Source organism: Pseudomonas helleri, assembly GCF_001043025.1.
GTDB classification, from domain to species: domain Bacteria; phylum Pseudomonadota; class Gammaproteobacteria; order Pseudomonadales; family Pseudomonadaceae; genus Aquipseudomonas; species Aquipseudomonas helleri.
The window spans coordinates 64,621-78,856 of the sequence record NZ_JYLD01000003.1; the positions used below are offsets into that span (position 1 = coordinate 64,621).

The 14,236-nt window shown below is 57.3% G+C and carries 14 protein-coding genes; 4 read left to right on the forward strand and 10 right to left on the reverse strand.

The window, feature by feature from the left end; translation table 11 throughout:
* Positions 1-219 precede the first annotated feature (219 nt).
* The gene (gene fadD2 / locus TU84_RS05750; RefSeq protein WP_048367920.1) at positions 220-1,908 is read right to left on the reverse strand and encodes a long-chain-fatty-acid--CoA ligase FadD2; all 1,689 of its coding nucleotides are present in this window, start codon (positions 1,906-1,908) and stop codon (positions 220-222) included.
* A 199-nt stretch (positions 1,909-2,107) separates the two neighbouring features.
* Between fadD2 and TU84_RS05755 the strand changes: the two genes are divergently transcribed.
* Together TU84_RS05755 and TU84_RS05760 are read left to right on the forward strand one after the other, a co-directional pair.
* The gene (locus TU84_RS05755) at positions 2,108-3,052 is read left to right on the forward strand and encodes an alpha/beta hydrolase (RefSeq protein ID WP_048367922.1); all 945 of its coding nucleotides are present in this window, start codon (positions 2,108-2,110) and stop codon (positions 3,050-3,052) included.
* 75 nt (positions 3,053-3,127) lie between these two features.
* Positions 3,128-3,598 (forward strand): MaoC family dehydratase, encoded by a 471-nt coding sequence (locus tag TU84_RS05760; RefSeq protein ID WP_048367923.1) that lies wholly within the window; start codon positions 3,128-3,130, stop codon positions 3,596-3,598.
* A 119-nt stretch (positions 3,599-3,717) separates the two neighbouring features.
* Here TU84_RS05760 and TU84_RS05765 read toward each other — a convergent pair whose 3' ends face one another.
* Positions 3,718-4,185, reverse strand: coding sequence for a ferritin-like domain-containing protein (locus TU84_RS05765; protein ID WP_048367924.1), 468 nt, complete (start codon positions 4,183-4,185; stop codon positions 3,718-3,720).
* Positions 4,186-4,392: 207 nt separating this feature from the next.
* Between TU84_RS05765 and TU84_RS05770 the strand changes: the two genes are divergently transcribed.
* On the forward strand, positions 4,393-4,629 hold the full coding sequence (locus TU84_RS05770) for a DUF3820 family protein (RefSeq protein ID WP_048367925.1): 237 nt from the start codon (positions 4,393-4,395) through the stop codon (positions 4,627-4,629).
* A 163-nt stretch (positions 4,630-4,792) separates the two neighbouring features.
* Here TU84_RS05770 and TU84_RS05775 read toward each other — a convergent pair whose 3' ends face one another.
* The 3 genes from TU84_RS05775 to zwf are packed head-to-tail and all read right to left on the reverse strand — an operon-like array spanning position 4,793 to position 7,645.
* Positions 4,793-5,458 carry a bifunctional 4-hydroxy-2-oxoglutarate aldolase/2-dehydro-3-deoxy-phosphogluconate aldolase gene (locus TU84_RS05775; RefSeq protein ID WP_048367926.1) on the reverse strand — a complete coding sequence of 222 codons (666 nt, stop codon included), beginning with the start codon at positions 5,456-5,458 and terminating at the stop codon, positions 4,793-4,795.
* Between the two features lie 17 nt (positions 5,459-5,475).
* Positions 5,476-6,189: a 6-phosphogluconolactonase gene (gene pgl / locus TU84_RS05780; protein WP_048367927.1), complete on the reverse strand. Its 714-nt coding sequence runs from the start codon at positions 6,187-6,189 to the stop codon at positions 5,476-5,478.
* On the reverse strand, positions 6,176-7,645 hold the full coding sequence (gene zwf, locus TU84_RS05785) for a glucose-6-phosphate dehydrogenase (protein ID WP_048367930.1): 1,470 nt from the start codon (positions 7,643-7,645) through the stop codon (positions 6,176-6,178). Before zwf ends, pgl begins: the two co-directional genes overlap by 14 nt.
* Positions 7,646-7,850: 205 nt before the next feature.
* Here zwf and TU84_RS05790 point away from each other — a divergent pair, with 205 nt between their 5' ends.
* A complete protein-coding gene (locus TU84_RS05790; protein WP_173430580.1) occupies positions 7,851-8,711 on the forward strand; it encodes a MurR/RpiR family transcriptional regulator in 861 nt (286 codons plus the stop codon).
* A gap of 90 nt (positions 8,712-8,801) precedes the next feature.
* Here TU84_RS05790 and TU84_RS05795 read toward each other — a convergent pair whose 3' ends face one another.
* The 5 genes from TU84_RS05795 to TU84_RS05815 form a co-directional block, all read right to left on the reverse strand.
* Positions 8,802-9,665 (reverse strand): D-hexose-6-phosphate mutarotase, encoded by an 864-nt coding sequence (locus tag TU84_RS05795; protein WP_048367934.1) that lies wholly within the window; start codon positions 9,663-9,665, stop codon positions 8,802-8,804.
* Between the two features lie 141 nt (positions 9,666-9,806).
* On the reverse strand, positions 9,807-11,156 hold the full coding sequence (locus tag TU84_RS05800) for a carbohydrate porin (RefSeq protein WP_048367935.1): 1,350 nt from the start codon (positions 11,154-11,156) through the stop codon (positions 9,807-9,809).
* Positions 11,157-11,249: 93 nt separating this feature from the next.
* Entirely contained in the window at positions 11,250-12,413 is a 1,164-nt protein-coding gene (locus TU84_RS05805; protein WP_048367937.1) for an ABC transporter ATP-binding protein, read from the reverse strand.
* A 2-nt stretch (positions 12,414-12,415) separates the two neighbouring features.
* Positions 12,416-13,261 carry a carbohydrate ABC transporter permease gene (locus TU84_RS05810; protein WP_048367940.1) on the reverse strand — a complete coding sequence of 282 codons (846 nt, stop codon included), beginning with the start codon at positions 13,259-13,261 and terminating at the stop codon, positions 12,416-12,418.
* Positions 13,254-14,162, reverse strand: a complete 909-nt coding sequence (locus TU84_RS05815; protein WP_048367941.1) for a carbohydrate ABC transporter permease — start codon at positions 14,160-14,162, stop codon at positions 13,254-13,256. The genes TU84_RS05810 and TU84_RS05815 overlap by 8 nt, the downstream gene beginning before the upstream one ends.
* Positions 14,163-14,236 lie beyond the last annotated feature (74 nt).

A 14,236-nucleotide genomic window follows, 5' to 3' on the forward strand; every position in this document is an offset into this window, starting at 1 on the left:
CGCCTAGAGCCAAAAAAGGCCCTTAGCGTCACTTTTCTGACTGTCCTACAATCCTAAGTCACCATTAGAGCCATAACTCTATTTTTATCAAAACCCGTCTAAACAAGGGCTTACAGCGCCATCAACGGCCTTTTTAAGACGCGACCCGGTTGATTTAACACTCAATAAAAAAGCCCGCGTGCCAAAGGCACACGGGCATTTGTCGCCTGACTGAACGAATCAGACGGTATCTCGTAACTCGCGGCGCAGGATCTTGCCCACCGGCGTCACGGGCAATGAATCCCGAACCACAATCTGCTTGGGCACTTTGTAGCCGGTGAAATTGTCTTTGCAGTACGCCTTGAGCTCTTCAACACTCACCCCGCCGGCACGCGGCACCACGAACAATTTGACGGCTTCGCCTGTCCGTTCGTCGGGTACTCCGATAACGGCACAGTTCGCCACCTTGGGATGAGCCATCACGATGTCTTCGATTTCGTTGGGGTACACATTGAAACCCGAGACGATGATCAGGTCTTTTTTACGGTCGACGATGCGCACATACCCATCGGGATCAATCACCGCGATATCGCCGGTTTTGAACCAGCCCTCGGCATCCAGCACCTCGGCCGTGGCCTCGGGGTTTTTCCAGTAGCCTTTCATGACCTGCGGGCCTTTGACACACAGTTCGCCGCGCTCCCCTAGCCCCAGTTCAGCCCCGTCATCGCTGATGACTTTCATGAGCGTGCCCGGCACCGGCATGCCCACCGTGCCCAGCCGGGCAAACCCGCCGTAGGGGTTAGCACTGGCAACCGGCGAGGTTTCGGTCAGGCCATAGCCCTCGACGATGCGGCAACCGGTGAGTTTTTCCCAACGCTCAGCCGTGGCCTTGACCAGCGCCGTGCCGCCCGAGTTGGTGAGTTTGAGTGAGGAGAAATCCAGGGTCTTGAATTCCGGGTGATCCATGAGTGCCACAAACAGGGTGTTCAGGCCCAAAAATGCAGTGAACCGCCAGTTTTTAAGCTCCTTGATAAAACCTGCGATGTCACGCGGGTTGGTGATCAGGATGTTGTGGTTGCCGGTCACCATCATGCACATGCAATTCGCGGTAAACGCATAGATATGGTAGAGCGGCAACGGCGCCACCATGATTTCCTGGCCTTCCTTGAGCAGCGGCAACCCATCTTCGGCATGCTGGGACAAGCAGCCACGAATCTGCTGCATATTGGCTACCAGATTGCCATGGGTGAGCATGGCGCCTTTGGGCAAACCTGTGGTGCCGCCGGTGTATTGCAGCACAGCTATGTCGTCCAGCCTGACTTGCAGCGACCGCAACGGATGCCCTGCTCCCTGCTGCAACACCTGCTTGAAAGGAATGGCCTGCGGCAACCGGTAAGACGGCACGAGCTTTTTAACCTTGTCGACCACCAAGTTGGTGACCCAGCCTTTGACGGTGGGCATCAGGTCGCCCATTTTTGCTTCGATCAGGTATTCGATTTCAGTGTCTTCGAGCACCTCCTGCACGCGCTTGCCAAACATGTTCAGGTAGACCAATGCACGTATGCCCGCACTCTTGAACTGATGGCGCATTTCACGCGAGGTGTACAACGGGTTGGTGTTGACCACCACCAGGCCCGCACGCAATGCACCAAACACCGCAATCGGGTACTGCAGGATATTGGGCATTTGTACCGCGATGCGATCACCGGGCACCAGGTTGGTGTGCTGCTGCAAATAACCGGCAAACGCCGCGCTATGGCGATCAAGCTCGGCATAGGTCAGGGTGACCCCGAGGTTACTGAAGGCAGGCCGGTCTGCAAATTTTTTGCAGGAGCGCTCAAAGACATCCACCACTGAGGTGAAGGCAGTCATATCAATGTCCAGCGGTACGCCTGCGGGACGTTTGTCGTTCCAGAAATCAGGATGCATTGTTTTTATCCTCTTACCTGAGCATGTCTGGCTGCATCGTGATGCAGTAAAAGCACAGCATCCGGACGTTAACAGTTATCAAGTAGTAGGCAAATAAGGCGATCTTCGCCATTTACATCTTGAATCTTATTACTGTGATTTCGCCTGTGGTGCCGTTAATGCGCTATACAGTGCTACGACACCGTGTAAAGGAACTGCCATGAACCCACACACCTTTTGGCTGGAGACGAATGACCGTACAGGGCTTTTCGTGCACCAGTGGCTGCCTGAAGGTAAGCCCAAGGCGATTGTCTTGCTGGCCCATGGCATGGCCGAGCACAGTGGGCGCTATTCACGTTTGGGCCAGGCCTTGAGTGAGGCCGGTTTCGGGCTGTATGCCCACGACCAGCGTGGGCATGGCAAGACGGCAGAACGTGGCACACTGGGCTATTACGCCGATGAAGACGGCTGGTGCGCCGTAGTCAGCGATGTGGCGACCCTTAACCGCCACATTGGCCAGACTCACCCCGGCACACCCGTGTTTATTCTCGGTCACAGCATGGGCAGCTACATCGCCCAGGCGTACTTGCTGCATCACAGTGCCAGCGTGCAGGGTGCGATTCTCAGCGCTTCGAATTCTCAGCCGGTGGCGCTGTATCGCAGCGCCAGCCTGATTGCCCGTTTCGAACGCTGGCGCCAAGGGCCTAAAGGTCGCAGCGCGCTGATCGAGTGGCTGTCGTTCGGTTCATTCAATAAAGCCTTCAAGCCCAATCGCACACGTTATGACTGGCTTAGCCGCGATCCGGTCGAGGTCGACGCCTACGCCAATGACCCGTTGTGCGGTTTTAGGTGCACCAATCAGTTGTGGGTCGACCTGCTCGGTGGCTTGCAGCAAATCAGCAAAGCGTCCAATCTCGTCCAGATTGACTCTTCACTTCCGGTTTTGGTTATCGGCGGCACCTGTGACCCGGTCAGTGAAGGCAAGCGTCTGGTAGATCTGAGCGACGCTTTGCGCAAGGCGGGTATTCAACAGGTGCAACTCAACCTGTACCCCCACGCGCGTCATGAGCTATTTAATGAAACCAACCGCGACGATGTGACGGCTGATGTCATCGCATGGCTGAATCAGGCGCTAAGCTGTTCACGCCCGCCGCGCAGCGAATAATCGAACCATATTTTAGAAAAAAGACTTTAAAATCAAAATCTTGAAACTAATCACCCGTCACAGGACATGCGCTAGATGACCCAGGTTACCAACACCCCGTACGAAGCCCTCGAAGTCGGCCAGACTGCCAGCTACAGCAAAACCGTCGAAGAGCGTGATATTCAGCTTTTTGCGGCCATGTCTGGTGACCATAACCCGGTGCACCTCGACCCTGAATTTGCCGCAGCCACCATGTTCAAAGAGCGCATTGCCCACGGCATGTTCAGTGGTGCACTGATCAGCGCTGCCGTAGCGTGCGAGCTGCCTGGCCCAGGCACTATTTATGTTGGCCAGCAAATGAGCTTTCAGAAGCCGGTCAAAATCGGCGACACCCTGACCGTGCGTCTGGAGATTCTGGAAAAGCTGCCAAAGTTTCGCGTGCGCATTGCCACTCGTGTATTCAACCAACGCGAAGAAATCGTGGTCGACGGCGAAGCCGAGATCATTGCGCCACGCAAGCAACAAACCGTGAACCTGCCGGTGTTGCCAGCCATCAGCATTGGCTGATTGAGCGCCAAAAAAAGTGGGAGCGGGCTTGCTCGCGATACAAACAACGCGGTCCTGTTAGAGACCGCGTTGCTGCTATCGCGGGCAAGCCCGCTCCCACATTGGCTTAAGGGCTGAGGTTAAGCCCGGGCACGCGCCTGATTACGCAGTGCTTTAACCTGGTCGTGGTTGCGCTGTACGTTCAAGTACTGACGCTCAACCACATCACGGATGCCGACCAGATTGTGCTTGGAGATTTTCTCCAGCGCTTCTTTATAAGCTTTCAGCGCATGGTCTTCACCGCGCTCGGCTTCGTTGAGCACAGCCTCTTCACCTTTGCCGGTAAAGATCGACTTAACGTCGACCCAACGACGGTGCAGGTCACCGGCTACGCTGGTGCTGGTTTCCGGGTCACCGCCAAGCTTGCGCACTTCAGCCTGAAGCTCAGCTGCGGCCGTGCCGCAATCTGCTGAACGCTTTACAAACAGCGCTTTGAGCTCAGGGTTCTTGATATCTTCGGCACAGGTCTTGAAGCCTTCCTGGCCATCTTTGCTGGTTTCGATCAGGTCGTTCAGGACAGAGATGGCTTCTTTATTAAGGTCAGTCATTTTTCAATTCCTTGCTGAGTTGAGGATCGTGCAATAGAGATTGCAGTCCTCGTGCCAGCTTTTTAATAAAAATAAAACCTTATAAATCAAGAAGTTAACTAATTATAGAAAATCAGCTTCCGGCTATTTTGCATGATCTGTCAATTGGCCTGCATGCAAAATGCCTGTATTTTCCACCCTGTTGCTGCACGCACTGAAGGCCCAGGAATGAACCCCGAAAAACTCGAACTGCTGATTACCCACGAAATGCCCTTCGGCAAATACAAAGGCCGAATCATTGCCGACCTGCCGGGGCAGTACCTGAACTGGTTTGCCCGCGAAGGCTTCCCCAAAGGAGAGTTGGGTGGTTTGCTGGCGTTGATGCAAGAGATCGATCACAACGGCCTCTCGGACCTGCTGGACCCGTTGCGGGCCAAACATGGCAAGCCCAAGCCACGTCATTGAACGTTGAGAGGGATATACGGCCGCTGCGCGCCCGGACGTAGCCTCGCAAAGCTCGTCAACTGCTACAGGAGCAAGCTTGCTTCGCGATCTGCAGGCAAAAAAAAGGTGCGCCGACCAAGCGCACCAAAAACCGTAGAACACACAACAATTCGTTACTAGGTCATCAATCCAGCAGTGCCAGTGCCTCGGCGGTGCATTCTTGAATGCGCGCCCAATCACCGTTTTTGATCCACTCGCTGTCGAGCATCCAGCTACCGCCCACGCACATAACGTTTTTCAATGCCATGTAATTGCGGATGTTCGCCGGGCCTACGCCGCCGGTCGGGCAGAATTTCACTTCGCCAAACGGGCCGCCCAACGCCTTGATGGCGGCGACGCCACCGCTGACTTCAGCCGGGAACAGTTTGAATCGGCGATAGCCCAGGCCATAGCCTTCCATGATGCCGGAGGCGTTGCTGATGCCCGGCAGCAGCGGAATATCGCTGGCCACGCTGGCTTCGAGCAGGTCACGGGTAATGCCCGGCGTGACGATAAATTGCGAACCGGCTTCTTCGGCAGCCGCCAGCATGTGGCGATCCAGAATGGTGCCAGCACCGGTCACCAGCTCAGGGCGCTGATCACGCAGTACGCGGATGGCTTCCAGGCCGAACTCTGAACGCAGGGTGACTTCCAGGGCTGTCAGGCCACCAGCCGCCAGCGCATCGGCCAACGGCAAAATGTCCTGCTTACGCGCAATGGTAATCACCGGCAAAATGCGCGCCTTGGCGCACAAATCGTCGATCAGGGCGACTTTATCCGCCATCGAGACGTTGGCAATGCGTGTTGTCATGGCAGCTGATCCTTGGCTCATGGGCACCAGTAAATCTCTAACGTAGGTTGCAGAAAGGCACGAATCGGCAAGGCGGCAATGTCGGTGCCTCCCAGCGCATCGTTGAGGGTGTTCAATTTGCCCTGCCCGCTAATCGACAGGACCTTGTTTTTTGCGCTCGCCAACAGACTGCGGCTCATGCTCAAACGCTGATGCGGCACGGTCGGCGCCAGCATCGGCCAGCAGCGACGCGGGTTATCCAGCGTCAACGCTTCGGCTAGGTTCGGGCTGTTCGGGAACAACGACGCGGTATGCCCGTCATCGCCCATGCCCAGAATCAGCACGTCAATCGGCGGCAGCTCGGCCAAGGCTCGATCGGCCTGTTCTGCGGCGTCTTCAAGATTGGCAGCAACGTTGTACAAGCCCACAAAGCGCGCTTTGGCAGCCGGGCCCTGAAGCAAATGTTTTTTCAGCAAACCGGCATTGCTGTCGGCGTGCTCTACCGGCACCCAGCGCTCGTCAGCCAGGCTGACGACCACTTTCGACCAGTCGAGCGGTTGTTTGATCAAGCTCTGGAAAAACGCCACCGGGCTGCGACCGCCGGAAACCACCAGCGTTGCAGTGCCTTGCGCCTGAATGGCGTCATTCAGTTGCCCGGCCACCTTAATGGCCAGCCCTTCGGCCAGTACCGCCGGGTTTTTGAAGGTGTGCGCAGTGACACCTTCGGGCAGTTTCAAATCAGATATCGCCATACCAAGACCTCCCGTCTCGTGTAATCAGTGCAATGGAGCTCATCGGCCCCCAGGAGCCCGCCGCGTAAGGCTTGGGCACATCACCGGACTTTTTCCAGCCGGCGATCAACTGGTCGCACCACTTCCACGCCGCTTCGATTTCATCTTTGCGTACGAACAGGTTCTGGTTGCCGCGCATCACTTCGAGCAACAAACGCTCGTAAGCGTCCGGTACCCGCGCGCTGTGATACGTGTCGGAGAAATTCAATTGCAACGGGCCGCTGCGCAGGTGCATGCCTTTGTCCAGGCCTTGATCCTTGGTCATCACCCGCAGGGAAATGCCTTCGTCCGGCTGCAAGCGAATGATCAGCTTGTTGCCGATTTGCAGGCGCTGCTCAGGAGCGAAGATGTAGTGCGACGGCTCCTTGAAGTGGATCACGATCTGCGACAGCTTTTGCGGCATGCGCTTGCCGGTACGCAGGTAAAACGGCACACCGGCCCAACGCCAGTTACGAATGTCTGCCCGCAGGGCGACGAAAGTTTCGGTGTCGCTCTGGGTGTTGGAGTTCTCTTCTTCCAGGTAGCCCGGCACCGACTGGCCTTCGCTGTAGCCGGCGATGTACTGACCGCGTACCACCTGGGTGGTCAGGCCTTCGGCGCTGATCGGCGCCAGGGCCTTGAGCACTTTGACTTTCTCGTCACGGATGCTGTCTGCCGACAAGTCCGCAGGCGGGTCCATGGCGATCAGGCAGAGCAACTGCAACAAGTGGTTTTGAATCATGTCGCGCAGTTGGCCAGCCTTGTCGAAGTAACCCCAACGGCCCTCAATGCCGACCTTCTCGGCCACGGTGATTTCCACGTGGGAGATGTAGCGCTGGTTCCACTGGGTTTCGAACAGGCTGTTGGCAAAGCGCAGGGCAATCAGGTTTTGAACCGTTTCTTTGCCCAGGTAGTGGTCGATGCGGTACACGCGGTTCTCGGGGAAGAACTGCGCCACGGCGTCGTTAACCTTGCGCGACGACTCAAGGTCCGAACCGATCGGCTTTTCCAGCACCACACGGGCGTTGTCAGCCAGACCGACTTTGGACAGGTTTTCGCAAATGGCGCCGTAGACCGCTGCCGGGGTGGCGAAGTAAGCGATGACTCGCTGTTCGGTCCCCGCCAGTTCGGCCAGCGGCACGTAATCTTCGGTCTTGAGAAAATCCACATGCAGGTAGCTCAGGCGCGCCAAAAAGCGCGTGAGCACGTCATCTTCGATTTCCTTGGCACCAACATACTGACGTAACTGACTGTCGATATGCGCCAGGTGGCTCAATGCATCGCCGGGCTCACGGGCCAGCGCCAGAATGCGCGTGTCGGCATGCAGCAAGCCGGCACGGTCCAGTTGATATAAGGCAGGGAACAGTTTGCGCAAGGCCAGATCGCCCAGGGCGCCGAACAAGGCAAAGGTGCACGGTTCAACCGTAATCGAAGGCATGATGTTTGTTCTTTTATCAAGTTAAGCTACAAATACCTTTTTTCAAGGCATCACTCAAGGAAAAATGTAGTAATAAACACAACATTTTCTCTAAATACAGATTCCCGCTAGTGGTCATCTCGGGCCACCAGTAGGATAGGCCACCTCACGAACCGCTTTAGCACGGTTGATTGCATCGCCGACCCAAGGAACACAAATGGACCGCGTGCGAAATTTACTCGAACAGATCAAAGGCCGCCTCGAAGAGCTGAACAAGGCTGAGCGCAAGGTAGCTGAAATTATTCTCCAGAACCCGCAACAAGCGACCCGGTTCAGCATTGCTGCCCTGGCGCAGGCGGCGTCGGTCAGTGAGCCGACGGTCAATCGTTTTTGCCGCTCGTTTGGTGTCAGCGGTTATCCGGAATTAAAACTGCAACTGGCACAAAGCCTGGCCAGTGGCGCAGCTTACGTGAGTCGGGCGGTTGAGGCCGATGACAATCCGGCGGCGTACACGCAAAAGATTTTCGGCAGTGCGATTGCCTCGCTGGACAGCGCCTGCCAGGCCCTGGACCCGAACCTCATCAGCCGCGCCGTTGATTTGTTGATTCAGGCGCGCCAGATCCACTTTTTCGGGCTGGGCGCTTCGGCCCCGGTGGCGCTGGATGCGCAGCATAAGTTCTTCCGTTTCAACCTGGCGGTCACGGCCCATGCTGACGTGCTGATGCAACGCATGATCGCCTCGGTGGCCCACACCGGCGAGTTGTTCGTGATCATTTCGTACACCGGGCGTACCCGCGAGCTGGTTGAAGTGGCGCGCATTGCCCGCGCCAACGGGGCTTCGGTGCTGGGTCTGACGGCCGAGAACTCACCGCTGGCCAAAGCCAGTACCTTGAGCCTGAACATCCCGTTGCCCGAAGACACGGACATTTACATGCCCATGACCTCGCGCATCATCCAGCTGACGGTACTGGACGTGCTGGCCACCGGCATGACCCTGCGCCGGGGCGTGGATTTCCAGCCGCATTTGCGCAAGATCAAAGAAAGCCTGAATGCCAGCCGTTATCCGGTGGGGGATGAGTTCAACTGATCACCCTCCTGTAGGAGTGAGCTTGCCTCGCGATCTTTTAAAAGATCAAAAGATCGCGAGGCAAGCTCGCTCCTACAGTTTTTTGTGGGGTCAGGCGTTACACAGCCCTGCCCGCGCCTGCAAGCTCAGGTGCGCTTGTTCGCCGGGGGCCAGGCTTTGGGTCTGGGCGCCAGTGCTGGCGGATTCGACACAGACAAACCCCATCACTTCATTCCAGCTCACGCCCAGCAACGGCCGCTTGCCCGGGTGCCAGACCACGGTGTTGGCATGATCGCCGGTGTCGATGCTTAAAGCGCGCTGCCAAGCGTGGTCGTTTAGCTGCATTTCGCCTTCGTGCTGGAACACGCGCTGGCATCCACCCACCACCCGCAGTTCACCTTTTTGCTGGCACGCCTCGCGATTGAGCTGGTCGTATCCGCGCACACCATCAAGCCCAGACAGCGCTACCTCAGCCACGTCTCCAATCCGCCAATAAGCCCGCAACGCCTGGCTGACCTGGCAGGGTTCGTCGTCCTGGTGCTCGGTGCTCAGGCGCAGTTCCATGCTTTCACCCAACCGGGCGTGCAGATCAACCTGCCAGTCGCACAACTGCAAACGCCAGTGCAGCGAAACACCCTCTTCATCGGTGCTGCTGTCCAGCAGTTTCCAGTCGATCAGCCGCGCCCAGCCATGGGACGGCCAGGCATTTTCGCTGGGATGACGCCCGTACCACGGCCAAAAGATCGGCACGCCACCACGGATCGCCCCCACTTGAGGCCATTTAGCCGCGCACCACAACCAGGGCTTTTGCCCGGTCGGCTTGAAGTGCAGCAACTGCGCACCTTGACGACTGAACACGGCCTGACAGTGCGGATGGTCGATTACCAGCACGTCGCGTTGCTGAAAACGCTCCCACTGGAAAATCGGCTGCTCACGCTTTGATTTGAAAAAACGGTGAAGCGGATGCTCATGCATGTCCCACAGTCCTGAAAATCATGTCGTCCAACCCTTTGGAAACGGCCTCGTCTGCATCAAAGCGCCCTCCCCAAAAAAAACCGGATAGCAAAGGCTATCCGGAAAATACGCATAACGAAAAGGAGCTTATCGCAACAACCGTTAGAAGACCGACTGAATTTTCAAACCGGCCACCAATGCGTTATCCACTTTGTCCACGCCACCGGGGTGGGTGATGTACTGCAAGTTGGGACGCACGGTCAGCCAATTGGTCACGTGGATACCGTAGTTGAGCTCGTAGTTGTACTCGGTGTCGCGCAGCGGTGAGTACGACAGGCTGTCGTAGTTGGTGACATCATTGGCGACGTTGGCCAGCTCAGCGTTTTTCTTCACCTGGTCGTTAACGTGGATGCGGGCAAAGCCAATGCCGATGTCATCTTTTGGACGCGCATCGAACGGGCCTTTGTACACGAACATCAACGACTGGTAGTTGTCGACGATGTTGGTGGCCTTGTCATGGAAGGTTGCGTTGGCGGCAACGTTCAGGCCGCGCGACGCATCACCGTTGTGGCTGGTGAGTTGTTGCTGCACAACCAGCCAGTAACCGTGCTTGCTGTCATGCATGCGGTACGGTTGGCCGGTGGTGGCTGCGTCCTGGCCGTTGATGTCTTCACGCAGGTCAGGCGCAGGGGCCGAGCTTTTGTAGTAACCGATGCGGTATTCGCCCGGCAGGTTGTTGACTTTGGGCGACCAGACCAGCTCGACCGGTAAGACCGTACCTTTGGTGCCACTGCCGTTGAGTTTGAAGCCGTTGCCGTGCTCCAGTTGCGACGGATTCTGGTTGTAGGCACCGATCTGCGCGTAAAACTCAGGCGTGATGTTGTACTTCACGCGCAGAGCCGCCTGGCTGACCGGCCAGTTGTACCAGATGTTGGTTGCCCAGTTACCCACCTGAGACCCGCAGAACGCCAGGTTCTGGAACTCGCACGGGAAGGTGTTGAAGTCTTCGCCTTCACCGAAGTAACCGGCTTTGACGTCGAGCTTGCCGTCGAGGAACTGATGCTGGATGTACAACTGGGTCAGTCGCACCATGTGCCCACGGCCGTAGACTTCTTGCGACGAACTCAAGGTGCCGGCACGCGGATCGCCGATACGGTCGTTGGAGATGTTCTCACCGTTACGGTTGGTGAGCTGGATCTTGGCCTGGGTGTTATCCCAGCCCCAGAGCTTTTGCAGGTCCAGCGCCACGCCCAGACCAAACTGGTCGCTGTAACGCGCAGTTTTATTGTTGTTGTAGCCGCCATGCAGGTTGGCGCCTACTTCACCGACATAATCAGCCTTGATGTCGATGCCCTGTTCGATGAGCTTGGTCCGCTCGCCCCCCCAATCCCCGGTCATCCATTTTGAATCGGCACTGAACGCTTCGTCTGCCATCGCATTGGCAGACATAACCAGCACGGCGGCCGCTGACAGCTGGCAGAACAACCGGGTATTGCCGTGTTGCTTTTTCATCCCAAAATCCTCGTCTTTTGTTATTAACTGTTTTTATCTAACGCGGTTTACAACATCTTCAGCCAGAAACAACACGCGTCCTTGTGTGCAGCTTTAGCGTCCTTTGAATTGGGCGACGTTATCGCCCCTGCTGTCCTGGGCGGATAACGCAGCGCCAACCCCTAAACGCTCACCTGTCTGGGCATCAAACAGCAGTACCTTGGCCGGATCGAACTGCAAGTTCAGGCTCTCGCCCACTTGCGGTGCGACATCAGGTGCCAGGCGGCAGCACACCTTGACGTCATTGAGCTGGACGAACACCAGCGTGTCCGGCCCGGTCGGCTCGGTCACTTTGACTTCGGCGCGAAGCGTTGGCAGGCCATTGGCCTCGTGCGGTGCCAGCATGATCTGCTCGGGACGAATCCCCACGATGACATCCCGCTCTTCAAGCCCTGCGTCCTGCACCCCCAGCGGCAACTCACAACGTGCCTGCCCGCTGTCTAGCACGGCCATCAAGCGGCCGTCTTGACGCTTCAAGCGTAGACCAATGAAATTCATTGGCGGCGAACCGATGAAACTGGCGACGAACAGGTTGGCCGGGTCGTTGTAGATCTGCTTGGGGGTGCCGAACTGCTGAATGATGCCGTCCTTCATGACCGCGACCTTGTCGCCCAGGGTCATGGCTTCGATCTGGTCGTGGGTCACGTAGACGGTGGTGGTCTTCAGACGCTGGTGCATCAGTTTCATTTCAGTGCGCATCTCGACCCGCAACTTGGCGTCGAGGTTGGACAGCGGTTCGTCGAACAGGTAGATCTTGGGCCGACGCGCCAGCGCACGCCCCATCGCCACCCGCTGCTGCTGACCACCGGACAACTGGCCGGGCTTGCGATTGAGCAAGTGCTCAATCTGCAACAGCTTGGCGACCCGCGCCACTTCTTCGTCAATGGCCGACTGGGCCATCTTGCGGATCTTGAGGCCGAACTCGATGTTCTCGCGCACGCTCATGGTCGGGTACAGCGCGTAAGACTGGAACACCATGGCGATGTCACGATCCTTGGGGCTCATGCCGCTGACGTCCTGATCGTCAATCATGATCGCGCCGCCAGTGATGTTCTCAAGGCCCGCGATGCAGTTCATCAGCGTCGACTTGCCGCAGCCCGAGGGCCCAACCAGGATCAAAAACTCGCCGTCCTTGATCGACAGTTCAATGTTCTTGAGGGTGTCTGGCAGGCCAGCACCATAGGTCTTGTTTACGTTACGAAGCTCGAGCGTTGCCATGATTACCCCTTGACCGCGCCGGCCGTCAGCCCGCGCACGAAATACTTGCCTGCGACCACATAGACCAGCAGGGTCGGCAGCCCGGCGATCATCGCCGCCGCCATGTCCACGTTGTATTCCTTGACCCCGGTGCTGGTGTTGACCAGGTTGTTCAGCGCCACAGTAATGGGCTGGGAGTCACCGCTGGAAAACACCACACCGAACAGGAAGTCGTTCCAGATCTGGGTGAACTGCCAAATCAGGCAGACCATGATGATCGGAGTCGACATCGGCAGGATGATCCGCCGAAAGATCGTGAAGAAACCTGCGCCATCCAGACGTGCAGCCTTCACCAGTGCGTCGGGAATGCTGACGTAGTAGTTACGGAAAAACAGGGTGGTGAACGCCAGCCCGTACACGATGTGCACGATCACCAGGCCCGTGGTGGTGCTGGCCAGGCCCATCTTGCCGAGGGTGAACGAGGCTGGCAGCAGCACCGTTTGAAACGGCAAGAAGCAGCCAAACAGCAGCAAGCCGAAAAACAACTGCGAACCGCGAAAGCGCCACATCGACAGCACGTAGCCGTTCAACGCGCCGATGGCGGTCGAGGCCAGCACCGCCGGAACGGTGATCTTGATCGAGTTCCAGAAGTAACCGTCAACGGTGGCCCAGGCCTTGACCCAGCCAATGCCGGTAACCACGCTCGGCCAGCTCAGCAAGTTGCCGGTGCTGATGTCTTCCGGGGTTTTGAAACTGGTCAGCAGCATCACCACCAAAGGCACCAAATACAGCAATACCGCGACAATCAGCACCGCGTAGATCGCGATGCGGCTCAGGCTTAGTGAGCGTTTGCCGGTCAGACTAGTCATTTCGCTTGGCCCTCAGCTCGGAATACAGGTAAGGCACGATGATCGCGAGAATCGCCCCGAGCATCAGAATCGCACTGGCCGAGCCCATGCCCATCTGGCCGCGACTGAAGGTGAAGGAGTACATGAACATGGCCGGTAAATCTGACGAGTAGCCCGGGCCACCGGCAGTCATCGCCGCCACCAGGTCAAAGCTCTTGATCGCGATATGCGCCAGGATCATCACCGCACTGAAAAACACCGGACGCAGGCTCGGCAGCACCACTTTCCAGTAAATGCGCGGCAAGCTTGCGCCATCGATCTGGGCGGCACGGATGATCGATTGGTCCACCCCGCGCAGGCCCGCAAGAAACATGGCCATGATAAAACCCGAGGCTTGCCAGACAGCGGCGATGACCAGGCAATACACCACGCGGTCAGGGTCGATCAGCCAGTCGAGGCGAAAGCCTTCCCAACCCCAGTCACGCAGCAGCTTGTCCAGGCCCATGCCGGGGTTCAGCAACCATTTCCAGGCGGTACCGGTGACGATCATCGACAGCGCCATCGGGTACAGATAAATCGTGCGGATAAACCCTTCCCGGCGAATGCGCTGGTCGAGAAACACCGCCAGGGTCACGCCGATCACCAGGGTGATGCCGATAAACATGCCGCCAAACACCACCAGGTTCTTGCTGGCGACCCACCAGCGGTCGTTGTCGTACAAACGCTGGTATTGCGCCAAGCCAGCCCACTTGTAGGTCGGCAGAAAGGTCGACGTGGTGAACGACAGAACGAACGTCCACAGGATGTAGCCATAGAAGCCCACCAACACGATGATCATGCTCGGCGCCAGCACCAGTTTGGGTAGCCAGCGTTGCAACACATCGAAGGGCGAGACTTTCCTGAACGCAGCAACAGAACTCATGGTGGAAATCCGTGCGAGGAAAAAGTAGAGACTGCTCCGGGTAGGAGCGAGCTTGTCTCGCGATCTTTTAGAAC

Excerpts from the sequence above, each read along its gene's own strand:
- fadD2 (WP_048367920.1), bottom strand. The coding sequence starts at position 1,908 with ATGCATCCTGATTTCTGGAACGACAAACGTCCCGCAGGCGTACCGCTG.
- TU84_RS05755 (WP_048367922.1), top strand. The coding sequence starts at position 2,108 with ATGAACCCACACACCTTTTGGCTGGAGACGAATGACCGTACAGGGCTT.
- TU84_RS05760 (WP_048367923.1), top strand. The coding sequence starts at position 3,128 with ATGACCCAGGTTACCAACACCCCGTACGAAGCCCTCGAAGTCGGCCAG.
- TU84_RS05765 (WP_048367924.1), bottom strand. The coding sequence starts at position 4,185 with ATGACTGACCTTAATAAAGAAGCCATCTCTGTCCTGAACGACCTGATC.
- TU84_RS05770 (WP_048367925.1), top strand. The coding sequence starts at position 4,393 with ATGAACCCCGAAAAACTCGAACTGCTGATTACCCACGAAATGCCCTTC.
- TU84_RS05775 (WP_048367926.1), bottom strand. The coding sequence starts at position 5,458 with ATGACAACACGCATTGCCAACGTCTCGATGGCGGATAAAGTCGCCCTG.
- pgl (WP_048367927.1), bottom strand. The coding sequence starts at position 6,189 with ATGGCGATATCTGATTTGAAACTGCCCGAAGGTGTCACTGCGCACACC.
- zwf (WP_048367930.1), bottom strand. The coding sequence starts at position 7,645 with ATGCCTTCGATTACGGTTGAACCGTGCACCTTTGCCTTGTTCGGCGCC.
- TU84_RS05795 (WP_048367934.1), bottom strand. The coding sequence starts at position 9,665 with ATGCATGAGCATCCGCTTCACCGTTTTTTCAAATCAAAGCGTGAGCAG.
- TU84_RS05800 (WP_048367935.1), bottom strand. The coding sequence starts at position 11,156 with ATGAAAAAGCAACACGGCAATACCCGGTTGTTCTGCCAGCTGTCAGCG.
- TU84_RS05805 (WP_048367937.1), bottom strand. The coding sequence starts at position 12,413 with ATGGCAACGCTCGAGCTTCGTAACGTAAACAAGACCTATGGTGCTGGC.
- TU84_RS05810 (WP_048367940.1), bottom strand. The coding sequence starts at position 13,261 with ATGACTAGTCTGACCGGCAAACGCTCACTAAGCCTGAGCCGCATCGCG.
- TU84_RS05815 (WP_048367941.1), bottom strand. The coding sequence starts at position 14,162 with ATGAGTTCTGTTGCTGCGTTCAGGAAAGTCTCGCCCTTCGATGTGTTG.